Genomic DNA, 21,605 nt, shown 5'->3' with positions numbered 1-21,605 from the left:
CGGGCGATGGCCCCATGGCACGGACGTTTCACGTGAAACACACCCCGATCCCGGCGGTCGCCCACGGCAGGTCCAGCAGCTCCGTCTCCTCGCCCTGCCGGGCCCCTCCCGGGGGTACGACGGCCAGCGCGTCGGCGGCGGCGATGCCCCGGAGCATGGCCGGGCCGTTGTAGTGCAGCGGCACCGCATGGTCGCCGCGCAGCACCACGGGGATGAGCCGGGTGTCGTGCGGGTGTCCCTGCGCCGCGTCCCGGAGCGGCAGGGTGTACGGCTCGGGCGCGGGGTGGGCGGCGAGGGTCCGCAGCAGCGGTTCGGCGAGGGTGAGCAGCCCGGAGACGGCCGCCAGCGGGTTGCCGGGCAGGCCTACGAGGTGCTGGTGGTCCTTGGTCCGGGCCAGCAGCATGGGGTGGCCGGGGCGCACCTTGACGCCGTCGACGAGGAGATCCGCGCCGACGCGGTCCAGGACCGGGTGGACGTGGTCGACCGGTCCGGACGCGGTGCCGCCCGTGGTGATGATGAGGTCGGCCGCGGAGCGGGTGACGGCCTTGTGGAGCGCCCGGGCGTCGTCGCCGATCCGGTGTACGGCGATGACGTCGGCGCCGAGCGCGCGCAGCCACGGCGGCAGCATGGGGCCGAGGGCATCCCTGATCAGCCCGTCGTGCGGCAGCCCCTCGGTCAGCAACTCGTCGCCCAGGATCAGGACTTCGGCGCGGGGCCGGGGCACGACGGTGACCGTGTCGTAGCCGGCCGCCGCGGCCAGGCCCAGGACGGCGGGGGTGACCAGGGTGCCGACGGGCAGCAACTGGTCCCCGCTGCGGCACTCCTGGCCGCGGGGGCGGATGTCCTGGCCGTGGTGCATCTCCCGGGTGGTGTGCAGACGGCCCTGGGCGTCGATCCGGCCGTGCTCGGTGCGCAGCACGGCGGTGGTGTCGGTGGGGATACGGGCGCCGGTGGCGATACGGACCGCCTCACCGTCGGTGAGCGGCTCCGGCTGCGCGTGCCCGGCGAGCACGCCCTCCTCCCGCACCTGCCAGGGGCCGGGTCCGGCGACAGCCCAGCCGTCCATCGCGGAGGTGTCGAAGGAGGGCAGGTCGGTGAGCGCGTCGAGCGGCGCGGCCAGGGCCAGTCCGAGGGCCTCGCCGAGCGGCACGGAGACGGGGGCCCGCCGGGCACGGGAGCGCGCGGCGCGGGCAGCGATCTCGCGGGCCCGGGGCCAGGGGGTGGCCCGGTGCCGTTCGGCGGGCCGCTCGCCGGGCTTCCGGGCGGCCCGGTCGGACGTCCGTCCCGTGCTGCCGTCGTGCGGGCCGTCGTCCCGGGTCTCCTTGTGGGCATCCCTCACCAGCGCCAGCGCCTCCTCGACATCGAGGTCGTCGGTGTCTTCGGCGGGCGCCTCGGCCCGGATGCCGGGGGCGGTCATCCGGCGTCCGGGGCGCTCGGGCCCCCGCTGCTCCCGTCCGTGCCCCCGTCGCTCTCCTCCGCCCAGCGCAGCGCCAGCGCGGCGGCCCTGCGGGCGGCCTCGGCGACGGCCTCGGGGCCGCCCTCGCCCTGGGCCGCGGCATAGCCGACGAGGAAGGTGGTCAGCGGGGCCGCGGGGCGGGCCACACCGTGTGCGGCGTCCCGGGCCAGGTCGAGCAGGACGCCGGTGTCGACGTCCAGGTCGATGCCCAGCTCGTCCTTGACTGCGGAGATCCATTCATCCAACACGTGCCCATGCTCCCTGATCCGTGCCCTGGCGTCGGCGATGTCGTCCCAGGTGTCGCAGTCGAAGGACGCGAGCGGGTCCGGGACGCGGGTGAGGCGGAGGGCACCCGTCAGCCGGCGCAGGGGCAGCCCGGTGAGACCGCCGTGCGCGGTGGCGAGGGCGGCCAGCTCGCGGCGCAGGGCGGCGGTGCGGTAGGCGGCCACGAGCGGCTGGTCGCGGCCGTCGGCGTCGGTGAGCAGCACACCGTCCGCACCGGTGTCCCGAAGGACGGTCAGCAGGCGCGACAGCGTGGACTCTTCGAGGAAGGGCAGGTCGGCGGAGAGGACGACGGTGTACGCGGCCGCGGTGAGGCGCAGGCCGGCCTCCAGCGCGGCGACCGGTCCGCCACCGGGCGGCTCCTCGCGCGCCCAGCGCACCGGGCGGGCGGTGGGCCGGGGCGCGGCCACGACGACGGTCGTCCGGGCGTCCGCGCAGGCCGCGAGCACCCGGTCGAGCAGCGTGCGGCCCCCGACCCGGACGGCGGGCTTGTCGGCCCCGCCGAGCCGGCGGGCGGCACCGCCGGCCAGCACGACGGCGTCGTACGGCTCGGCGGGCCCGGCGGGGGCGTTGTCGGTCACCCCCCGAGTATGTCCTGCCCCGTTCTCCTTCCGGACCTGGCGTAGGTCACACGGTGCGCACGATGATCTCGCAGCGGGCGCCGGTCGTCGCCAGGGTGCTTCACAGAGTGCGCAGCAGCACCGCCGGCTGTTCCACGCAGTCCGCCACGTAGCGCAGGAAGCCGCCCGCCGTGCCACCGTCGCACACCCGGTGGTCGAAGGTGAGCGAGAGCTGGACGACCTGGCGGACGGCCAGCTCGCCCTCGTGCACCCACGGCTTGGGCACGATGCGGCCGACGCCGAGCATGGCCGCCTCGGGGTGGTTGATGATCGGGGTGGAGCCGTCGACGCCGAAGACGCCGTAGTTGTTCAGCGTGAAGGTGCCGCCCGTGAGTTCCCCTGGCGTGAGCGTGCCCGCGCGGGCGGCCTCGGTGAGCCGGGCGAACTCGGCGGTCAGGGACTCGGCGTCGCGCGCGTGGGCGTCCCGGACGACCGGCACGACGAGGCCGCGTTCGGTCTGGGCGGCGAACCCGAGGTGGACGTGGTCGAGCCGGACGACCTCGCGGGCCTCGGTGTCGACGTAGGAGTTCAGCTCGGGGAACCGGGCCAGGGCGGCCGTGCAGACACGGGCGAGCAGCGCGAGCAGGGAGATCTTCGGGCCGCCGGCCGCGTTCATCGCCGTCCGCGCGCGCATCAGTTCCGTCGCGTCGGCGTCGACCCAGCAGGTGGCGTCCGGGATCTCCCGGCGGCTGCGGGAGAGCTTGTCGGCGACCGCACCGCGGACACCCTTGAGCGGGATCCGCACACCGGCCCCGGCCCGGGGTGCCGGCGCAGGGGTCTGTACCGCCGGTTCCTCGGCCGTGCTCGTCTTCGCGGCCTGCGCCCGCAGCGCGTTCTCGACGTCGGCGCGCAGGATGAGTCCGTCCGGCCCGGAGCCGGCCAGCTGCCGCAGGTCGACGCCGTTGTCCCGGGCGAGCTTGCGCACGAGCGGGGAGATCACGGGGACCGGTCCCTCGGCGGGCGCGGGCACCGGCGCCGGCACGGAGGCGGGCGCGGGCACGGGCGTGGAGACGGGCGCGGGGGGTGCCACCGGAGCGGTCCCGGGCCGCAGCGCCTGCCCGTCGACGCCGGCCGTGCCTGTCCGTACCCTCCGCCTGCGGGCCGCCGGGGCCTGGGTGCCGTAGCCCACCAGGACGTTGCCGGAGCCCTCCGGCTCAGCCGCCGGTTCGCCGACGGCGACCGTCAGCAGCGGGGCGCCGACGGGCAGTTCGGTGCCCTCCTCGCCGAAGCGTGCGGTGACCACGCCGCCGTAGGGGCAGGGCACCTCGACCATCGCCTTGGCCGTCTCCACCTCGACCACCGGCTGGTCGACGGCGACCACGTCGCCGACCTTGACCAGCCAGCGGACGATCTCCGCCTCGGTGAGCCCCTCGCCGAGGTCGGGCAGCTTGAACTCCAGCACCTGAGCCATCAGCCCTCGGCCTCCCACTGCAGCCGGGCCACGGCGTCCAGGATGCGGTCGACGCCGGGCAGGTGGTGCCGCTCCAGCATGGGCGGCGGGTACGGGATGTCGAAGCCGGCCACGCGCAGCACCGGCGCCTCCAGGTGGTGGAAGCAGCGCTCGGTGATGCGGGCCGCGATCTCGCCGCCCGGCCCGCCGAAGCCGGTGGACTCGTGGACGACGACGGCGCGGCCGGTGCGCCGGACGGCCGCGCAGACCGTCTCGTCGTCGAACGGCACGAGGGAGCGCAGGTCGACGACCTCCAGGTCCCAGCCCTCGGCCCGGGCGGCCTCGGCGGCTTCCAGGCAGACCGGCAGCGAGGGGCCGTAGGTGATGAGCGTGGCGGTGCTGCCGGGCCGGCGCACCACCGCGCGGCCGATGGGCTCGACGTCCGTCGGCTGCTCGGGGTTCCAGGTGTCCTTCGACCAGTACAGCCGCTTGGGTTCGAGGAAGACGACCGGGTCGTCCGAGGCGATGGCCTGGCGCAGCAGTCCGTAGGCGTCGGCGACGGTGGCCGGGGTGACGACGTGCAGACCCGGCGTCGCCATGTAGTAGGCCTCGGAGGAGTCGCTGTGGTGCTCGACGCCGCCGATGCCGCCGCCGTAGGGGACGCGGACGGTGATCGGCAGGGGCATCCGGCCCCGCGTGCGGTTGCGCATCCGGGAGACATGGCTGATCAGCTGCTCGAACGCCGGGTAGGCGAAGGCGTCGAACTGCATCTCCACCACCGGCCGCAGGCCGTACATGGCCATGCCGACGGCGGTGCCGAGGATGCCGGCCTCGGCGAGCGGAGTGTCGGTGCAGCGGTCCTCGCCGAACTCCTTGGCGAGGCCGTCGGTGACGCGGAAGACCCCGCCGAGGGTGCCGACGTCCTCACCCATGACGTGCACAGTGGGATCGGCGGCCATCGCGTCGCGCATCGCGCGCGTGAGGGCCTGCGCCATGGTGGCGGGCTTGACGGCGACGGTGGTCATCGGGCGCCGCCTTCCTGCTCGCCGTGCTGCTCCTGCTCGGCCTCCAGCTCGGCCCGCAGCAGGGCCCGCTGTTCGCGCAGCTGCGCCGTGGTCTCGGCGTAGACGTGGTCGAAGAGGTCCATGGGGTCGAGTTCGGGGTCCTGGTTCATGCGGTCCCGCAGTTCGGCGGCCATCGTCTCGGCGTCCTGCCGGGCGGCCTCGATCCCGGCCTCGTCGAGCAGTCCTCGGGTGGTGAGTTCGCGTTCCAGCAGCTGGACCGGGTCGTGGGCGCGCCAGGCGGCGACCTCGGCGTCCTCGCGGTAGCGGGTGGCGTCGTCGGCGTTGGTGTGGGCGTCGATGCGGTACGTCACCGCCTCCACCAGGGTCGGCCCGCCGCCCGCGCGCGCGTGCCGTACGGCGTCGCTCAGGACCTCGTGCACGGCCACGGCGTCGTTGCCGTCGACCAGCCGGCCGGGCATGCCGTACCCGACGGCCTTGTGGGCCAGGGAGGGCGCGGCGGTCTGCTTGGCGAGCGGGACGGAGATGGCGAAGCCGTTGTTCTGCACCAGGAAGACGACCGGCGCCTGCCAGACGGCGGCGAAGTTCAGCGCCTCGTGGAAGTCACCCTCGCTGGTGCCGCCGTCGCCGACCATGGCGAGCGTGACCACGTCGTCGCCCTTGAGGCGGGCGGCGTGGGCGAGGCCGACCGCGTGCGGCAGCTGGGTGGCGAGCGGGGTGCTGAGCGGGGCCACCCGGTGGGCGTAGGGGTCGTAGCCGCTGTGCCAGTCGCCGCGCAGCAGGGTGAGCGCCTCGGCGGGGTCCACGCCCCGGGCGACGACGGCGAGCGTGTCGCGGTAGCTGGGGAAGAGCCAGTCGCGCTCCTCCAGGGCCAGGGCGGCGGCGACCTCACAGGCCTCCTGGCCGGTGCTGGACGGGTAGACGGCGAGCCTGCCCTGCTTGGTCAGGGCGGTGGCCTGCGTGTTGTAGCGGCGGCCGCGCACCAGCTGGGCGTACAGCCGGCGCAGCAGGCCGGGGTCGGCCTTGCCGGCCGCCTCGGTCCCGAGGACGCGGTAGGGCTCGGCGTCGGGCAGCAGCGGCGCGGGGTCCATACGGGGCTGCCAGGCGGGCGGCGGCGATGGCCGGTACGCGCCCCGCTGCTCCAGAACCGTCATGACGGCACCTCCTCGTGGGAGCGGCTACGGGAGGCGTGTCGGCTGTGACCCGCCTCACCAACCGATTGTTCGGTCGCCGGCACATTTTGGCTACAGGCACCTCAAGGCTGTGGACAAACGGTTCTCCACAGCCTGGAATGAACGCAGGGCGTCCACGGCGAGGAAGCAGGGGGACATGGGACCTGAACAAATGGCCGACGGGCCGCAGGACGGCGTCGTGCTTCCGCCGCCGCGCCCGCTGGACGCCATCGATCAGGACATCCTGCGGATCCTCCAGGCGGACGGCCGCGCCTCGATACGGTCGGTCGCCGAGCGCGTCCACGTCTCGCGCGCCAACGCCTACGCGCGCATCAACCGGCTCGTCGAGGACGGGGTGATCCGGGGCTTCAGCGCGCGCGTGGACCACGAACGGGCCGGTCACGGCACGTCTGCGTACATCACGCTGAAGATCGTCCAGAACAGCTGGCGCACGGTCCGCGAGCAGCTCAGGCAGCTGCCCGGCGCCTCCCACATCGCACTGGTGGGCGGCGACTTCGACGTGCTGCTGCTGGTGCACACGCCCGACAACAGGGCGCTGCGCGAGCTGGTGCTCACCCGGCTCCAGGCGATCCCCGAGGTGCTCAGCACCCGTACGCTGCTGGTGTTCGAGGAGGAGGACCTGGAGCCGGAGACCTGAGGGCCAGGCGGCCGGGGTCAGCCGTGGCGCAGGCCCGAGAAGACCAGCCGGACCACGGCCTCGGCCACCTCCCGGTCGCTCGCGCCCCGCACGTCCGGCCGGTACCACTCCACGATGGAGTTGATCATCCCGAAGACCAGCCGGGTGGCCAGCCGGACCTCCACGTCGCCGCGTACGTCCCCGTCGGCCGCCGCCGCCTTCAGCAGTTCGGCGACCCGGTGGTCGAAGTCGCGGCGCCGCTCCAGCGCCCACCGCTCGGTCTCGGTGTTGCCCCGCACGCGCAGCAACAGCGTCACGTAGGGCAGCTCGGCTATGAGCACCTCGACCATGCGGCGCACCACGTGCTCCAGCCGGTCGGCGGGCCGCCCCGCGCGCGCGTGCTCCTCGTCCAGGATGGCGAACAGCCCGTCCAGGGCGCGGCTGACGGCTCGCCGGAGCAGCTCCTCCTTGCCGCTGACGTGGTGGTAGATCGACGACTTGGAGATGCCGGCCGCCCTGGACAGGTGCTCCATGGAGGTGCCGTCGTAGCCGCGTTCGTTGAAGACGCGCACGGCGACGGAGAGCAGCGTCTCGGGGGTGTAGGTGTCCCGTCGGGGCGTGGTCATTGCGTGCCCTCCCGCCGGTCGTCGGCATAGGCGTGACGGTAGAGCGCGAGGGAGGGCGCGTAGCGTCCGGAAGGGTCGCGCTCGTGCATCTCGTCCAGGACGTCGAAGGCGAAGTCGCGGCCGAGCCTGCGGTCCCATTCGAAGGGGCCGAGCGGGTAGTTGACCCCCAGGCGCATCGCCGTGTCGATGTCCTCCTCGGTGGCCACACCCTTGGCGACGGCGTCGTAGGCGAGGTCGATGATCCGGGCGACGGTGCGCGCGACGATCATGCCCGGGACGTCACCGATGACGCTGACCTTCTTGCCGAGCGCCTGGAAGAGCCCGGTGGCCTCGGCGAGGGTCCGCGGTGAGGTGTCCTGGGAGGCGGACAGGGCGATCCGGGTGGCCGTGCGGTAGTCCAGGGCGAGGTCGAAGTAGACCACGTCCCCGAACTCCGTGGAGGTCTGCCCGTCGGCGAGCACCAGGTTGCCACCGCCGGGCAGCACCAGGCGGGTGCCGTGGTTCTCGTCCTCCTGGCGAACCTGGATGCCCGCGTCCCGGATCAGTGTGAGCAGTTCGGCTGCCGGTCCCAGGCCGCCCTCGGCGACGACGTGGGCGGGCGGCTTCTCCTGGTCGGCGGTGTGCGGCTCCGGCCGCTCGGCGCCCTCGGCGTAGTCGTACCAGCCGCGCCCGCTCTTGCGGCCGAGCCGGCCCGACTCCACCAGCCGGCGCTGGGCCAGGGAGGGGGTGAACCGCACGTCCTGGAAGAAGGACTGCCACACCGAGTGGGTGACGGACTCGTTGACGTCCTGGCCGATCAGGTCGGTCAGCTCGAAGGCGCCCATCCTGAAGCCGCCCGACTCGCGCAGGACCGCGTCGATGGTGGCCGGGTCGGCCGCCTGGGACTCGTGGACGGCGAACGCCTCGGCGTAGAACGGCCGGGCGATGCGGTTGACGATGAACCCGGGGGTGTCCGCGCAGGCCACCGGGGTCTTGCCCCAGGCGCGGGCGGTCTCGTACGCGCGCGTGGCCGACGTGACGTCGGTGGCGAAACCGGAGACCACCTCCACCAGCGGCAGCAGCGGCGCCGGGTTGAAGAAGTGCAGGCCGACGAAGCGGCCCGGACGGCGCAGCGCGCCGCCGATCGCCGTCACCGACAGCGAGGAGGTGTTGGTGGCGAGCAGGCAGTCGTCGGCGACGATCTCCTCCAGCTCGCCGAAGAGCTGCTGTTTGACGTCCAGCCGCTCCAGGACCGCCTCCACGACCAGGGCGCAGTCGGCCAGCTCCGCGAGGCTGTCCGCGGGCTTCAGGCGGGCGCGGGCCGCGTCCCGGTCGGCGCCGGTGAGCCGGTCCTTCTCCACCAGCCGGTCGAGCCGGGCACCGATCGCTTCGGCCGCGTCCCGGGCCCGCCCGGGCACGGCGTCGTACAGCCGTACGGGGTGGCCGGCGACCAGCGCGACCTGGGCGATTCCCTGGCCCATGGTGCCGGTGCCGACGACGGCCACGGGGCTGCTGAGGTCGAGTGCTGTCATGTGCGCGATCCTCCCGCACGGGGTTTTCCACAGATGCGGCGGACCCCCTTGAACCGACCGATCGTTCGGTTACTCTAGCTCTGACCGTCCCATCCCGCTGCTCTTTCTGCCAGGTCCCGAACTCGACGAAGAGTTCTCCAGACGAGGAGTTGGTCCCGCATGGCCGCCGAACTGACCGCCCACGAGCTGATCGAGAAGCACCGGCCCACGCTCGACCAGGCCCTGGAAGCGATCCGCACCCGCGCGTACTGGTCCCCGCACCCCGAGCACCCCAAGGCGTACGGCGCGGACGGCAGCCTGGACGCGGCGGCGGGCAAGGCCGCCTTCGACGCCCTGCTGGGCACCCGCCTGGACCTGGGCCAGCCCGGCACGGACGACTGGGTGGGCGGCGAGGTCTCGCCGTACGGCATCGAGCTGGGCGTGACGTACCCGCACGCGGACCTCGACGTGCTGCTGCCGGCCATGCGGGCCGGGCAGCGGGCCTGGCGGGACGCCGGGCCCGAGGTCCGCGCGGTGGTCTGTGTGGAGATCCTCAAGCGGATCAGCGACCGGACGCACGAGTTCGCGCACGCCGTCATGCACACCAGCGGCCAGGCGTTCATGATGGCGTTCCAGGCCGGCGGCCCGCACGCCCAGGACCGCGGTCTGGAGGCGGTGGCGTACGCGTACGCGGAACAGGTCCGCACCCCCGGCACGGCCGAGTGGACCAAGCCGCAGGGCAAGCGCGACCCGCTGGCGCTGACCAAGGCCTTCACACCGGTCCCGCGCGGGACCGCCCTGGTCATCGGCTGCAACACCTTCCCGACCTGGAACGGCTACCCGGGCCTGTTCGCCTCCCTGGCCACCGGCAACGCGGTCCTGGTCAAGCCGCACCCGCGCGCGGTGCTGCCGCTCGCGCTGACCGTCCAGGTCGCCCGGGACGTGCTGGCCGGGGCGGGGTTCGACCCGAACCTGGTCGCGCTGGCCACCGAGCGCCCCGGCGAGGGCATCGCCAAGACCCTCGCCACCCGCCCCGAGATCAGGATCATCGACTACACCGGGTCCACGTCCTTCGGCGACTGGCTGGAGGCCAACGCCCGCCAGGCGCAGGTCTACACGGAGAAGGCCGGCGTCAACACGGTGATCGTGCACTCCACGGACGACTACCAGGGCATGCTGTCCAACCTGGCGTTCTCGCTGTCCCTGTACAGCGGCCAGATGTGCACCACCCCGCAGAACCTGCTCATCCCCCGCGACGGCATCGCCACCGACCAGGGCCCCAAGACCTTCGACGAGGTCACCGCCGACCTCGCCCGCGCGGTCGACGGCCTGCTCGGCGACGACGCGCGCGCGAACGCCCTGCTCGGCGCCATCGTCAACCCGGACGTCAAGGCCCGTCTGGAGGCCGCGGCGGGCCTCGGCGAGGTCGCCCTCGCCTCCCGTGAGATCGCCAATCCGGAGTTCCCGGGCGCGGTGGTCCGCACGCCCGTCATCGTCAAGCTGGACGGCGCCAAGCCGGACGACGAGGCCGCGTACATGAGCGAGTGCTTCGGCCCCGTCTCCTTCGCCGTCGCGGTCGACTCGGTGACGGACGCGGTGGAGCTGCTGCGCCGCACCGTCCGGGAGAAGGGCGCGATGACGGTCGGCGCGTACACCACGGACGCCGAGACCGAGGAGGCGATCCAGGAGGTGTGCCTGGAGGAGGCCGCCCAGCTGTCGCTCAACCTGACCGGCGGGGTGTACGTGAACCAGACGGCCGCCTTCTCCGACTTCCACGGCTCGGGCGGCAACCCGGCGGCCAACGCGGCCCTGTGCGACGCCGCCTTCGTGGCGAACCGCTTCCGGGTGGTCGAGGTCCGCCGGGAGGCCTAGGCCGGGAAGGCGGCGCCGGTCGCGCTCCAGTGGTACAGCGTCATCGCCACGCTGGTGGCGAGGTTGTAGCTGGAGACCTGGGGCCGCATCGGGAGGCGCAGCAGATGGTCGGCTCGGGCGCGCAGTTCCGGTGACAGGCCGGTGCGTTCCGAGCCGAAGGCCAGCACGGCGTCGTCGGGCAGCTTGGTCCCGCGGATGTCCTCACCCTCCGGGTCGAGGGCGAACAGCGGGCCGGCGGGCAGCTCGTCGACGCCGAGCCGCTCCACGGCGGTCGCGAAGTGCAGGCCCGCGCCGCCCCGGAGCACCGTGGGATGCCAGGGGTCGAGGGTGCCGGTGGTGACCACACCGGTCGCCCCGAAACCGGCGGCCAGCCGGATCACGGCGCCCGCGTTGCCGAGGTTGCGGGGGTGGTCCAGGACCACGACGGGCGCGGTGCGGGGCGTACGGGCGAGCGCCCGCAGGTTGGCCTCGCGGGACGGCCGTAGCGCGAGGGCGGCCACGCCGGTCGGATGGGGGCGCGGCACGAGCGAGGCGTACGCCGGCTCGGACACCTCCGTCAGAAGGGTGTCCAGCAGGTCGCGGACGTCCCCGGCCAGTTCCCCGGCGAGGGCGAGCGCGGCCTTCCGGTCGGTGGTGACCGCGACCGGCACCTCGGCGCCGAAGCGCAGCGCGTGCTTCAGCGCGTGGAAGCCGTCGAGCAGCACGGCGGTGTCCGCGTGCTCGCGCCAGCGGCTCAGCGGGTCGCTCATGCGGTGAACCCTACGCGGTCCGCCGTGTTCTCCTCGGGGGAGCGCGGGGCCGGGACCGTACGGCCGATCCGCCGGACGATCCGCCCCCGCGCGCGTCCGGCCACGTCGTCCAGCCGGCGCAGGAAGGCCGTCGGCAGGAACACCGCGTCCGCGGTGATCATCGCCAGCGAGAAGAACGGCAGGCCGAGGACGACCGCGATCACCGCGTGCTCGGTCATCATCAGCACCAGCAGGACGTTCTTGGCCCGCCGGTTGAGCAGCGTGAACGGGAAGGCGATCTGCACCATGACCGTCCCGTAGGCCACGATCATCATGATCGTGCCGCTGGACGACATCAGGTCGGCCAGGCCGGGCCAGGGCGAGAAGTAGTCCAGGTGGAGCGGGTAGTAGACAGCGGTGCCGTCCTGCCAGCGCGAGCCCTGGATCTTGTACCAGCCGGCCGTGGCGTAGATCAGGCAGGCCTCCGCCATGATCACGGCCAGGGCTCCGTTGTGCAGCACGTTGGCGACGACGTCCAGCAGGATCCGCGGCTGCTCCCAGGCCTCCCGTCGGCCGACGGCCCACCACAGGCCGAGCCCGGCCCAGGCCGTCCACAGCAGCGCCGGGATCAGCCAGCCGTTGTCGAACCTGCCGGTCAGCGTCGCCGTGCCGAGCGCGAGACCCAGCACGACCCACAGCACCGGTCCCACCCGGTCGGCGGGCACCCGCTCCCCGCGCGCGCGTGCCGCCTCGCCGTGGGCCGCGCGCCGCGCGTCGAGGGACCACACCTGTCCGCAGCGCGTGAACACCAGGTAGAAGGCCATCAGGTGCAGCACGTTGTCGCCGCCGTCGCCGATGAACACACTGCGGTTCTGCAGCGACAGCACGCCCACCATGAACAGCACGGACGCGGTCCGGGTACGCCAGCCGAGCAGCAGGGCCGCGCTCGCGAGGATGGCCAGCGCGTAGCAGCACTCGAACCAGAGCTGCCCGTCGGACCACAGCAGCGCCGTGAAGGCGTGGTTGTCGGCGGTCAGCTGCTTGGCGAGGTTCCAGCCCCAGGGCCCGGAGGGGCCGTACAGCTCCTGGCGGTGCGGGAACTCGCGCAGCAGGAACAGCAGCCAGGTCCCGGCGAAGCCGATCCGGACCAAGGCGCTCTGGTACGGGCCGAGGGCCGCCTCGGTGACCCGGGCGACACCACGCGACAGCATCAGGGAGAGACGGTTCACCGCACGCCTCCCGCGGCCTCGTCGGACGTCAGGGACCACCAGGGCAGCAGGCGGTAGGCGGGCTTGTCGGACACCCGCTCACGGCTCCACGGCGGCGGCTGCACATTGGTGGTGCTGGAACGGATCTGCACGCGCTGGATGACGCCCTCCCGGCTCGTCGGATCGTCCCGGTACAGGCGCATCACCACGATCCGCCGCAGGTACTGCTCGGACAGGGAGCCGCGCATGCCGACGGGACGGTTGTCGGTGCCGTGCGTGGCGGCGAAGAAGTCCCAGGCCCGGCGCAGTTCGTTCTGCTGGGTGTGGCTGGGCGCCGGGTTGCCGTCGATGGCCGCGCCGTCCTGGGCGGACAGGTCGGTCCAGCCGGTGGTACGCAGCGCGCCGTCCCGCATCCGGACCTCCGCGCGGACCTGTACGGCGATGTTCTGCTGCAACGGGTTCGGGGCGAACAGCTTCCAGTTCTGCTCGAACTCCGGGTACACCCACTCCTCTATCGCCTTGCCGTGCTGCTTCGTCACCGTGTTCGCGGGGGCGAGGCTGAGGAACACCATCAGCAGGTGCACACAGGCGGCCACGGCGACCACCGCGAGCGCCAGCGCGGCAGCGACCTGGTACCGGGGGGAGAGCGCGGCGACGCCGCTGCGGGGCTCGGGTGCGGGTGGCGGGGGCGACTGCGGGGGTTCTTCCGGGAGACGCGTCCCGGTCGGCCCGTCCGGGCCCTGTGGGCCCCGCGGATCCTCGTCGTACGCGTCCATTCCGTCCTGTCCCCCGTTTCGGCTCATGCGGTCAGCTCGGTGTCCTGCTCGGTATCCTGCGGCCCGGCCGTCCGGCTCGGCGGTACGGCCGGGCGGGCAGTCCGGTGGTGCGGCACCGTCACAGGCGCCGCATGCGGCACGAGCGCCACGTCTCGGCGCCCGCACGGAACGGTACTCAGCCCCGGGCACCGGGCGCAGCCCCGGGTACGGGCCGATCACGGTGGCCCTCGCCACGGACTGCGTGTCGCGGGGGTTTCGCGGGGCGTCCCACGAGCCCTCGTCCGGCGCCTTCCTACGCCGCGCCGGGGCCTGGCGACGAGCGGCTCGCCTTCGGTCCGGCGCCGGGCATGACCTCGGTCCGGCGCCTCACGACCAGCGACATGACCTGGGTCCGGCGCCTCACGACCAGCGGCATGACCTCGGTCCGGCGCCTCGCGACGAGCGGGCATGCCCTCGATGCCGCGCCCCACCCCACCGCCCCTCCGGCGGGTTGTCCACAGGCGGTGCGCGCAGTTTTCCACAGCGGTTGACACCCCACGGCGCCCGGCACACCATGGACTACGCACGGACCGAACGATCGGTCGGGACGCATCGCTGGGACAGAGTTCACCGCAGAGCCCGAGGTCAGGGGGACCGCATGGCCACAGCAGCCGCGCAACGCACGGCACCGGACACCGTCGACACGGCGGCCTACCAGCGCGCCTTCGACGCGGCCGTGGCCGCCGACGAGCGCATCGAACCGCGCGACTGGATGCCCGACGCCTACCGCGCGACCCTGGTCCGGCAGATCGCCCAGCACGCGCACTCCGAGATCATCGGCATGCAGCCGGAGGCCAACTGGATCACCCGCGCGCCCTCGCTGCGCCGCAAGGCGATCCTGATGGCCAAGGTCCAGGACGAGGCCGGCCACGGTCTCTATCTCTACAGCGCGGCCGAGACCCTCGGCACCGGCCGCGACGAACTGCTCGACAAGCTGCACGCCGGCCGCCAGAAGTACTCCTCGATCTTCAACTACCCCACCCTGACCTGGGCCGACGTCGGCGCGATCGGCTGGCTGGTGGACGGCGCCGCGATCACCAACCAGGTCCCGCTGTGCCGCTGCTCCTACGGCCCCTACGCCCGGGCGATGGTGCGGATCTGCAAGGAGGAGTCCTTCCATCAGCGCCAGGGGTACGAGCTGCTGCTGGCCCTCAGCAAGGGCACCCCGGAGCAGCACGCCATGGCCCAGGACGCGGTGGACCGCTGGTGGTGGCCGTCGCTGATGATGTTCGGCCCGCCCGACGACGAGTCCCAGCACTCCGCGCAGTCGATGGAGTGGAAGATCAAGCGCCACTCCAACGACGAGCTGCGTCAGCGCTTCGTGGACATCTGCGTCCCGCAGGCCGAGTCCCTGGGCCTCACCCTGCCCGACCCGGAGCTGCGGTGGAACGAGGAGCGGGGGCACTACGACTTCGGCCCGATCGACTGGACCGAGTTCTGGGAGGTCCTCAAGGGCAACGGCCCCTGCAACGAGCAGCGGATCACCCAGCGCAGGCGCGCCCACGAGGAGGGCGCCTGGGTACGGGAAGCAGCCGCGGCCTACGCGGCCAAGCACGCCGGCGACACCGGTGAGACGGGAGCGACGCGAGCATGAGCACCACCGACTGGCCCCTGTGGGAGGTCTTCGTGCGCTCCCGGCGCGGCCTCTCCCACACCCACGCCGGCAGCCTGCACGCGCCCGACGCCGAGCTGGCCCTGCGCAACGCCCGCGACCTGTACACCCGGCGCGGCGAGGGCGTCTCGATCTGGGTCGTCCCGGCCGCCGCGATCACCGCGTCCTCGCCGGACGAGAAGGACCCGTTCTTCGAGCCGGCCGCCGACAAGCCCTACCGGCACCCGACCTTCTACGAGATCCCGGAAGGGGTGAAGCACCTGTGACCGCCACCGGCCCCGCCACCGTCCCGGTGACCGCCGCGCTCGCCCTGGGCGACGACGCCCTGGTGCTCTCCCACCGCCTGGGGGAGTGGGCCGGGCACGCGCCCGTCCTGGAGGAGGAGGTCGCCCTCGCCAACATCGCCCTGGACCTGCTCGGCCAGGCCCGGGTGCTGCTGTCCCTGGCCGGCGACGAGGACGAACTGGCCTACCTGCGGGAGGAGCGCGCCTTCCGCAACCTCCAGCTGGTCGAGCAGCCGAACGGCGACTTCGCCCACACCATCGCCCGCCAGCTGTACTTCTCCACGTACCAACAGCTCCTCTACGCCGAACTCGCCGTCGCCGACGGCCCGTTCGCCCCGCTGGCCGCGAAGGCGGTGAAGGAGGTCGCCTACCACCGCGACCACGCCGAGCAGTGGACGCTGCGGCTCGGCGACGGCACGGAGACCAGCCACGAGCGCATGCGGCGGGCCTGCGACGCGCTGTGGCGGTTCACCGGGGAGATGTTCCAGCCGGTGGAGGGCCTCGACGCCGACTGGGCCCGCATGGAGGAGAACTGGCTGGAGTCCGTCACCGACGTGCTCGGCCGGGCCGGCCTCCCCCTCCCCGAGGGCCCGCGCACCGGCGCCTGGTCGGCGGGCGCCGGCCGGCAGGGCCTGCACACCGAGCCGTTCGGCCGGATGCTCGCCGAGATGCAGCACCTGCACCGCAGCCACCCGGGGGCGTCATGGTGACCGCCACCACCGCCCTGGAGGCCGAGCTGCTGGAGCTGGCCGGCGCGGTCCCCGACCCCGAACTGCCCGTGCTCACCCTGCGGGAGCTGGGTGTGCTCCGCGCGGTGCACCTCCAGGGCACCGACGCGGTGGAGGTCGACCTGACCCCGACCTACACCGGCTGCCCGGCCCTCGAAGCGATGAGTGTGGACATCGAGCGGGTGCTGCGCGCCCACGGCATGCGCGAGGTCACCGTCCGCACGGTGCTCTCCCCCGCCTGGTCGACGGACGACATCACCCCCGAAGGGCGCGAGAAACTCCGGGAGTTCGGCATCGCTCCCCCGCGCGTGCGCCACGACGGCGGCCCGGTGCCGCTGGCCCTGGGCCCGACCCGCACCCGGGAGACGGACACCGCCGCCGAGGCCGTCCGCTGCCCGCACTGCGGCTCGCCCGACACCGAGCTGCTGAGCAGGTTCTCCTCCACCGCGTGCAAGGCGCTGCGCCGCTGCCTGGCCTGCCGTGAACCGTTCGACCACTTCAAGGAGTTGTGATGGCCCGCTTCCACCCGCTCCCGGTGGCCGCGGTCGACCGGCTCACCGACGACTCCGTCGCCCTCACCCTCACCGTGCCGCCCGAACTGCGCGAGGAGTACCGGCACGCACCCGGACAGCACCTCGCGCTGCGCCGCCGGGTCGACGGCACGGAGATCCGGCGCACCTACTCGATCTGCTCCCCCGCCCCCGACCCGGCCGGCGAGGGCCCGAGCAGCCTGCGGGTGGGGGTGCGGCTGGTCGACGGCGGGGCCTTCTCGACGTACGCGCTCAAGGAGATCAACGTCGGCGACGAGCTGGAGGTGATGACCCCGGCGGGCCGCTTCACGCTGGAACCGGCGCCGGGCCTGTACGCGGCGATCGTCGGCGGCAGCGGCATCACCCCGGTGCTGTCCATCGTCGCCACGCTGCTGGCCCGCGAGCCCGAGGCCCGGTTCTGCCTGATACGCAGCGACCGTACGGCGGCCTCGACGATGTTCCTGGAGGAGGTCGCCGATCTGAAGGACCGCTATCCGGAGCGGCTCCAGCTGGTGACCGTGCTCTCCCGGGAGGAACAGCAGGCGGGGCTGCCGTCCGGCCGGCTCGACCGGGAGCGGCTCACGGGGCTGCTCCCCGCGCTGCTGCCGGTGGAGCGGGTGGCCGGCTGGTTCCTGTGCGGGCCGTACGGGCTGGTGCAGGGCGCCGAGCAGGCGCTGCGCGAGCTGGGCGTCGCCCGTGGCCGGATCCACGAGGAGATCTTCCACGTGGACGCGGGGGCGGCCCCGGCGGCCGGGGCCCCGGCGCCCGCGCACAGCACCGTCACCGCGCGGCTCGACGGTCGCGGCGGCACCTGGCCGGTGCGCGAGGGCGAGTCGCTGCTGGATGCGGTGCTGCGCAACCGGCCCGATGCGCCCTATGCCTGCAAGGGCGGGGTGTGCGGGACCTGCCGGGCCTTCCTGGTCGAGGGTGAGGTGCGCATGGACCGCAACTTCGCGCTGGAGACGGAGGAGACGGAGGCCGGGTATGTGCTGGCCTGCCAGTCGCATCCGCTGACGGAAAGGGTGGAACTGGACTTCGACCGCTGACGCATCCGTTCCCTTCTCCTAGAACCTGTTCTATCTTGACGCCCCGTCAGATCCACGCAGCCGCATCCGGACGGGCGGATGCACTGCCGGATGACCGGACCCGCCAGGAGGACAGGCCGTGGACTTCACCTTCACCGAGGAGCAGCGGGCGGCGGCCGAGGCGGCGCGCGGGGTGTTCGCCGGGGTCGCGCCGGACGCGGTGCCCAGTCCGGCGCTCACCACCGGCGCCGTGGCCGAGGGCTTCGACCGGGGACTGTGGTCCCGGCTCGCCGACGCCGACCTGCTGAGCCTGCTGCTGGCCGAGGAGCACGGCGGGGCGCGCCTGGACGCGATCGCGCTGTGCCTGGTGCTGCGCGAGGCCGGCCGGGTGCTCGCCCGGGTGCCGCTGCTGGAGCACAGCGCCGCCGCCGCGGCCGTGCAGGCCTACGGCGGCCCTCAGCAGGCGGACCGGCTGCTGGCCCGGGCCGGCCGGGGCGAGCTGGTGCTGACCGTCGCCGCGCAGGGCCGTACCGGCCACGACCCGGCCGAGCAGGCCGTCACCGCGCGGCGGGAGGGGCCGGCCTGGCTGCTGGAGGGGGTGCAGACGGCGGTGCCGTGGGCGTACGACGCGGACCTGGTCGTCGTACCGGCGCACGTCGAGGGTGCGGCGGGTGACCGGACCGTGCTGGCGCTGGTGCCGCGGGAGGCGGAGGGGCTGGTGCTCGCCGAGCAGGTCTCCACCAGCGGTGAGCGGCTGGCCGAGCTGCGGCTGCGGTCGGTCCGGGTGGAGTCCGGCGAGGTGATCGAGGCCGACGGCGCCTGGGAGTGGCTGCACGCGCTGCTGGTGACGGGCACGTGCGCGCTGGCGCTCGGGCTGGGCGAGCAGGTGTTGCGGATGACCGGTGAGTACACCGGCAAGCGGGAGCAGTTCGGGTATCCGCTCGCGACGTTCCAGGCGGTGGCCGTGCAGGCCGCGGACCGATACATCGACCTGCGCGCCATGGAGGCCACCCTGTGGCAGGCCGCGTGGCGGATCGCCTCGGGGGCGCCGGGGGCGCTGCCCGTCGCCGGGGACCTGGCCGTGGCGAAGATCTGGGCGGCCGAGGGGGTACGGCGGGTGGTCCAGACGGCACAGCATCTGCACGGCGGGTTCGGTGCGGACACCGACTATCCGCTGCACCGCTACCACGCCTGGGCCAAGCACCTGGAGCTGGCGCTCGGCCCGGCAGCGGCGTACGAGGAACGGCTCGGCGACCTGCTGGCCACGCATCCCCTCGCCTGACACCGGCCCCCGCGCCGTCCGCCGGCAGGGTCCGGGCCGGGCGGGGCCGGGCTGCCGCGGCCGTCGGGGCCGGTTAGAGGACGAAGCCCGGCTTGCCGTCGTCGGTGACGACCGGGCGGCCGGTGACCTGCCAGTGCTGCATGCCGCCGTCGACGTTCACCGCGTCGATGCCCTGCTGGACCAGGTACATGGTGACCTGGGCGGAGCGGCCGCCCGAGCGGCAGATGACGTGGACACGGCCGTCCTGCGGTGCGGCCTCGGTCAGCTCGCCGTAGCGGGCCACGAACTCGCTGATGGGAATGTGCAGGGCTCCCTCGGCGTGGCCCGCCTGCCACTCGTCGTCCTCGCGGACGTCCAGCAGGAAGTCGCCGTCCTTGAGGTCCGTGATCTGGACCGTGGGCACACCAGCTCCGAAATTCATGGCTCCGACGCTACCCGAAGCGCGGGGCGGGTCAGTCCTGCCCCAGCAGGGAGGCCAGTTCCGCCTCCCGCTGGGCGATGTCGGCAGCCAGCCGGCCGGCGATCTCGTCGAGCAGCCCGTCGGGGTCGTCGGGGGCGAGCCGGAGCATGCCCGCGATCGCGCCCTCCTCCAGCTCCCGGGCGACGAGGGTGAGCAGCTCCTTGCGCTGGGCGAGCCATTCGAGACGGGCGTACAGCTCCTCGGCGGGGCTCGGGCGGCGCTCGGGCGGTACCGGCCCGGCGGCCCACTCCGCGGCCAGTTCCCTGAGCAGGGTCTCGTCACCGCGGGCGTAGGCGGCGTTGACCCGGCTGAGGAACTCCTCCCGCCGCTTGCGCTCCGCCTCCTCCTGGGCCAGGTCGGGGTGGGCCTTGCGGGCCAGCTCGCGGTATACCTTGCGGGCCTCCTCGCTGGGCCGTACCCGCTGCGGGGGCCGTACCGCCTGGTCGGTGAGCATGGCGGCGGCTTCCGGGAACAGGCCGTCGCCGTCCATCCAGCCGTGCAGCAGGTCCTCCACGCCGGGCATCGGCATCACCCGGGCGCGCGCCTCCTGCGCACGGCGGATGTCCTCGGGGTCACCGGTGCGGGCGGCCTTCGCCTCGGCGATCTCCGCGTCCAGCTGCTCGATGCGGGCGTAGAGGGGGCCGAGGCGCTGTTCGTGCAGGCGGGCGAAGTTCTCCACCTCGACGCGGAAGGTCTCCACGGCGATCTCGTACTCGATCAACGCCTGCTCGGCGGCCCGCACGGCCTGTTCCAGCCGTTCCTCGGGGCGGGGGGCCTGGGACTGGTCGGCTTCCGGGGTCGTCACCCGCCCAGCGTAGCCGCTGCCTCCCCCTCGGTCCGGGGTCCGGTTCCCCGCTGCCGGGCAACTCCTCACAACACCCCTGTAAACCCCTCACACCCCCGGCTCGGCCTCGATCCGCCCCGCCCGGATGCCCGCGATCAGGTCGGCGTGGTCCGCCTCCGTGCGGTCGGCGTAGGCGACGGCGAAGGCGGCGATCGCCTCGTCCAGCTCCTCGTTCTTGCCGCAGTACCCGGCGATCAGCCGCGGGTCGGCGCTGTGGGAATGGGCGCGGGCCAGCAGGGCGCCGGTCATGCGGCCGTAGTCGTCGATCTGGTCGGCGGCGAGGGCGGCCGGGTCGACGCTGCCCTTGCGGTTGCGGAACTGGCGCACCTGGTACGGGCGCCCCTCGACGGTGGTCCAGCCCAGCAGGGTGTCGCTGACAACCTGCATCCGCTTCTGCCCGAGGACCACCCGGCGGCCCTCGTGCGGCACTCCGGGCGCCTCGAAACCGGCCGTGACCAGGTGCGGGAACAGCGCGGAGGGGCGAGCCTCCTTCACCTGGAGGACCAGGGGCTCGCCGCGGTGGTCGAGGAGCAGGACGACGTAGGACCGGGTGCCGACGCTGCCGGTGCCGACCACGCGGAAGGCGACGTCGTGCACGGCGTGCCGGGCGAGCAGGGGGTGGCGGTCCTCGCCGAGGGTGTCGACGTACGCCTCCAGGGACGCGGCGACCGCGGCGGCCTCGGCGTCCGGGATGCGGCGCAGCACCGGCGGGGCGGGCACGAACCGGCGTCCGCCGTCGGGTGCCGCCTCGGTCGACTTCGCGGCGAACCGGCCGCTGGTGTTGGCCCGGGCCTTCTCCGCAACCCGCTGGAGCGTGCCGAGCAGGTCGTGCGCGTCGGTGTGGGAGACGAGTTCCTCGTCCGCGATGGCGTTCCAGGCGTCGAGCGCGGGCAGCTTGGCGAGCAGCCGCATGGTGCGGCGGTAGGCGCCGGCCGCGTCCTGGGCCGCGGCGCGGCAGGTGTCCTCGTCGGCGCCCGCCTCCCGGCCGGCGAGCACCAGCGAGGCGGCGAGCCGCTTGAGGTCCCATTCCCAGGGGCCGTGCACGGTCTCGTCGAAGTCGTTGAGATCGATGACGAGGCCGCCGCGGGCGTCGCCGTACAGACCGAAGTTGGCGGCGTGCGCGTCACCGCAGATCTGGGTGCCGATCCTCGTCGCGGGGGTGCGGGCGAGGTCGTACGCCATGAGGCCGGCGGAGCCGCGCAGGAAGGCGAACGGGGTGGCCGCCATCCGGCCGACGCGCAGCGGGGTCAGCTCGGGGATGCGGCCGGCGTTGGACTCGGCCACCGCGCTCACCGCGTCCGGGCGGGCGGAGTCCAGGTCGAGCGCGCCGTGGGCGGAGCGCGGCACGCTCGTCCGGAGCGCCTTGCCCTCCTCCTTGGGCGAGCCCTGCGGCGGCCACGGGGCGAACCCGCGCACCCGGGGCAGCCTGCGCGCACTCCCGTCCGCCGCGTCCGCCGCGCCCACACCGCTTCCGGTCACACCGACCGCCTCCCCCGAATCCAGCCGACCGCCCAGACGCCGG

General features: G+C 73.7%; 21 protein-coding genes. 8 read left to right on the top strand and 13 right to left on the bottom strand.

The window, feature by feature from the left end; genetic code table 11:
* Positions 1–28: 28 nt before the first annotated feature.
* From S1361_RS20655 to pdhA, 5 genes are all read right to left on the bottom strand, one after another.
* Complete coding sequence (locus tag S1361_RS20655) at positions 29–1,417, bottom strand: molybdopterin molybdotransferase MoeA (protein ID WP_208033289.1); 1,389 nt, start codon at positions 1,415–1,417, stop codon at positions 29–31.
* Positions 1,414–2,319 (bottom strand): NTP transferase domain-containing protein, encoded by a 906-nt coding sequence (locus S1361_RS20650; RefSeq protein ID WP_208033288.1) that lies wholly within the window; start codon positions 2,317–2,319, stop codon positions 1,414–1,416. The genes S1361_RS20655 and S1361_RS20650 overlap by 4 nt, the downstream gene beginning before the upstream one ends.
* Positions 2,320–2,419: 100 nt before the next feature.
* A complete protein-coding gene (locus tag S1361_RS20645) occupies positions 2,420–3,769 on the bottom strand; it encodes a dihydrolipoamide acetyltransferase family protein (RefSeq protein ID WP_208033287.1) in 1,350 nt (449 codons plus the stop codon).
* Entirely contained in the window at positions 3,769–4,773 is a 1,005-nt protein-coding gene (locus S1361_RS20640; protein WP_208033286.1) for an alpha-ketoacid dehydrogenase subunit beta, read from the bottom strand. Before S1361_RS20640 ends, S1361_RS20645 begins: the two co-directional genes overlap by 1 nt.
* A complete protein-coding gene (gene pdhA, locus S1361_RS20635; RefSeq protein ID WP_208033285.1) occupies positions 4,770–5,924 on the bottom strand; it encodes a pyruvate dehydrogenase (acetyl-transferring) E1 component subunit alpha in 1,155 nt (384 codons plus the stop codon). Before pdhA ends, S1361_RS20640 begins: the two co-directional genes overlap by 4 nt.
* A gap of 175 nt (positions 5,925–6,099) precedes the next feature.
* Between pdhA and S1361_RS20630 the strand changes: the two genes are divergently transcribed.
* Positions 6,100–6,600 (top strand): Lrp/AsnC family transcriptional regulator, encoded by a 501-nt coding sequence (locus S1361_RS20630; protein ID WP_425086944.1) that lies wholly within the window; start codon positions 6,100–6,102, stop codon positions 6,598–6,600.
* Positions 6,601–6,617: 17 nt separating this feature from the next.
* Here S1361_RS20630 and S1361_RS20625 read toward each other — a convergent pair whose 3' ends face one another.
* A complete protein-coding gene (locus S1361_RS20625) occupies positions 6,618–7,205 on the bottom strand; it encodes a TetR/AcrR family transcriptional regulator (protein WP_208033284.1) in 588 nt (195 codons plus the stop codon).
* A complete protein-coding gene (locus S1361_RS20620) occupies positions 7,202–8,716 on the bottom strand; it encodes a 3-hydroxyacyl-CoA dehydrogenase (protein ID WP_208033283.1) in 1,515 nt (504 codons plus the stop codon). Before S1361_RS20620 ends, S1361_RS20625 begins: the two co-directional genes overlap by 4 nt.
* A 159-nt stretch (positions 8,717–8,875) precedes the next feature.
* Here S1361_RS20620 and paaN point away from each other — a divergent pair, with 159 nt between their 5' ends.
* Positions 8,876–10,567: a phenylacetic acid degradation protein PaaN gene (paaN, locus tag S1361_RS20615; protein WP_208033282.1), complete on the top strand. Its 1,692-nt coding sequence runs from the start codon at positions 8,876–8,878 to the stop codon at positions 10,565–10,567.
* Here the strand turns inward: paaN and S1361_RS20610 are convergent.
* From S1361_RS20610 to S1361_RS20600, 3 genes are read right to left on the bottom strand one after another with little or no spacing between them, the layout of a single operon-like run.
* Positions 10,564–11,316: a TrmH family RNA methyltransferase gene (locus S1361_RS20610; RefSeq protein WP_208033281.1), complete on the bottom strand. Its 753-nt coding sequence runs from the start codon at positions 11,314–11,316 to the stop codon at positions 10,564–10,566. The genes paaN and S1361_RS20610 overlap by 4 nt on opposite strands.
* On the bottom strand, positions 11,313–12,524 hold the full coding sequence (locus tag S1361_RS20605) for an HTTM domain-containing protein (RefSeq protein ID WP_208033280.1): 1,212 nt from the start codon (positions 12,522–12,524) through the stop codon (positions 11,313–11,315). Before S1361_RS20605 ends, S1361_RS20610 begins: the two co-directional genes overlap by 4 nt.
* Entirely contained in the window at positions 12,521–13,279 is a 759-nt protein-coding gene (locus S1361_RS20600) for a DUF5819 family protein (protein WP_208036694.1), read from the bottom strand. Before S1361_RS20600 ends, S1361_RS20605 begins: the two co-directional genes overlap by 4 nt.
* A 637-nt stretch (positions 13,280–13,916) precedes the next feature.
* Here S1361_RS20600 and paaA point away from each other — a divergent pair.
* From paaA to S1361_RS20570, 6 genes are all read left to right on the top strand, one after another.
* On the top strand, positions 13,917–14,912 hold the full coding sequence (gene paaA / locus S1361_RS20595; RefSeq protein WP_208033279.1) for a 1,2-phenylacetyl-CoA epoxidase subunit PaaA: 996 nt from the start codon (positions 13,917–13,919) through the stop codon (positions 14,910–14,912).
* Entirely contained in the window at positions 14,909–15,196 is a 288-nt protein-coding gene (paaB, locus tag S1361_RS20590; RefSeq protein WP_014673816.1) for a 1,2-phenylacetyl-CoA epoxidase subunit PaaB, read from the top strand. The genes paaA and paaB overlap by 4 nt, the downstream gene beginning before the upstream one ends.
* Positions 15,193–15,924, top strand: coding sequence for a 1,2-phenylacetyl-CoA epoxidase subunit PaaC (gene paaC, locus S1361_RS20585; RefSeq protein ID WP_208033278.1), 732 nt, complete (start codon positions 15,193–15,195; stop codon positions 15,922–15,924). Before paaB ends, paaC begins: the two co-directional genes overlap by 4 nt.
* Positions 15,918–16,454, top strand: coding sequence for a 1,2-phenylacetyl-CoA epoxidase subunit PaaD (paaD, locus tag S1361_RS20580; protein WP_208033277.1), 537 nt, complete (start codon positions 15,918–15,920; stop codon positions 16,452–16,454). The genes paaC and paaD overlap by 7 nt, the downstream gene beginning before the upstream one ends.
* Complete coding sequence (locus tag S1361_RS20575; RefSeq protein ID WP_208033276.1) at positions 16,454–17,518, top strand: 2Fe-2S iron-sulfur cluster-binding protein; 1,065 nt, start codon at positions 16,454–16,456, stop codon at positions 17,516–17,518. Before paaD ends, S1361_RS20575 begins: the two co-directional genes overlap by 1 nt.
* A gap of 118 nt (positions 17,519–17,636) precedes the next feature.
* Positions 17,637–18,779, top strand: a complete 1,143-nt coding sequence (locus tag S1361_RS20570) for an acyl-CoA dehydrogenase family protein (RefSeq protein ID WP_208033275.1) — start codon at positions 17,637–17,639, stop codon at positions 18,777–18,779.
* Positions 18,780–18,852: 73 nt separating this feature from the next.
* Here S1361_RS20570 and S1361_RS20565 read toward each other — a convergent pair whose 3' ends face one another.
* The 3 genes from S1361_RS20565 to S1361_RS20555 form a co-directional block, all read right to left on the bottom strand.
* The gene (locus S1361_RS20565) at positions 18,853–19,182 is read right to left on the bottom strand and encodes a rhodanese-like domain-containing protein (protein WP_208036693.1); all 330 of its coding nucleotides are present in this window, start codon (positions 19,180–19,182) and stop codon (positions 18,853–18,855) included.
* A 49-nt stretch (positions 19,183–19,231) separates the two neighbouring features.
* Positions 19,232–20,044 (bottom strand): hypothetical protein, encoded by an 813-nt coding sequence (locus S1361_RS20560; protein WP_208033274.1) that lies wholly within the window; start codon positions 20,042–20,044, stop codon positions 19,232–19,234.
* An 87-nt stretch (positions 20,045–20,131) separates the two neighbouring features.
* Positions 20,132–21,562, bottom strand: coding sequence for a DUF2252 domain-containing protein (locus tag S1361_RS20555; protein ID WP_208033273.1), 1,431 nt, complete (start codon positions 21,560–21,562; stop codon positions 20,132–20,134).
* Positions 21,563–21,605 lie beyond the last annotated feature (43 nt).

It is taken from the genome of Streptomyces cyanogenus (assembly GCF_017526105.1).
Classification (GTDB): domain Bacteria; phylum Actinomycetota; class Actinomycetes; order Streptomycetales; family Streptomycetaceae; genus Streptomyces; species Streptomyces cyanogenus.
This window is presented reverse-complemented; position numbering and strand designations above follow the sequence as displayed.

Excerpts from the sequence above, each read along its gene's own strand:
- S1361_RS20655 (WP_208033289.1), bottom strand. The coding sequence starts at position 1,417 with ATGACCGCCCCCGGCATCCGGGCCGAGGCGCCCGCCGAAGACACCGAC.
- S1361_RS20645 (WP_208033287.1), bottom strand. The coding sequence starts at position 3,769 with ATGGCTCAGGTGCTGGAGTTCAAGCTGCCCGACCTCGGCGAGGGGCTC.
- S1361_RS20640 (WP_208033286.1), bottom strand. The coding sequence starts at position 4,773 with ATGACCACCGTCGCCGTCAAGCCCGCCACCATGGCGCAGGCCCTCACG.
- pdhA (WP_208033285.1), bottom strand. The coding sequence starts at position 5,924 with ATGACGGTTCTGGAGCAGCGGGGCGCGTACCGGCCATCGCCGCCGCCC.
- S1361_RS20630 (WP_425086944.1), top strand. The coding sequence starts at position 6,100 with ATGGGACCTGAACAAATGGCCGACGGGCCGCAGGACGGCGTCGTGCTT.
- S1361_RS20625 (WP_208033284.1), bottom strand. The coding sequence starts at position 7,205 with ATGACCACGCCCCGACGGGACACCTACACCCCCGAGACGCTGCTCTCC.
- S1361_RS20620 (WP_208033283.1), bottom strand. The coding sequence starts at position 8,716 with ATGACAGCACTCGACCTCAGCAGCCCCGTGGCCGTCGTCGGCACCGGC.
- paaN (WP_208033282.1), top strand. The coding sequence starts at position 8,876 with ATGGCCGCCGAACTGACCGCCCACGAGCTGATCGAGAAGCACCGGCCC.
- S1361_RS20610 (WP_208033281.1), bottom strand. The coding sequence starts at position 11,316 with ATGAGCGACCCGCTGAGCCGCTGGCGCGAGCACGCGGACACCGCCGTG.
- S1361_RS20600 (WP_208036694.1), bottom strand. The coding sequence starts at position 13,279 with ATGGACGCGTACGACGAGGATCCGCGGGGCCCACAGGGCCCGGACGGG.
- paaA (WP_208033279.1), top strand. The coding sequence starts at position 13,917 with ATGGCCACAGCAGCCGCGCAACGCACGGCACCGGACACCGTCGACACG.
- paaB (WP_014673816.1), top strand. The coding sequence starts at position 14,909 with ATGAGCACCACCGACTGGCCCCTGTGGGAGGTCTTCGTGCGCTCCCGG.
- paaD (WP_208033277.1), top strand. The coding sequence starts at position 15,918 with ATGGTGACCGCCACCACCGCCCTGGAGGCCGAGCTGCTGGAGCTGGCC.
- S1361_RS20575 (WP_208033276.1), top strand. The coding sequence starts at position 16,454 with ATGGCCCGCTTCCACCCGCTCCCGGTGGCCGCGGTCGACCGGCTCACC.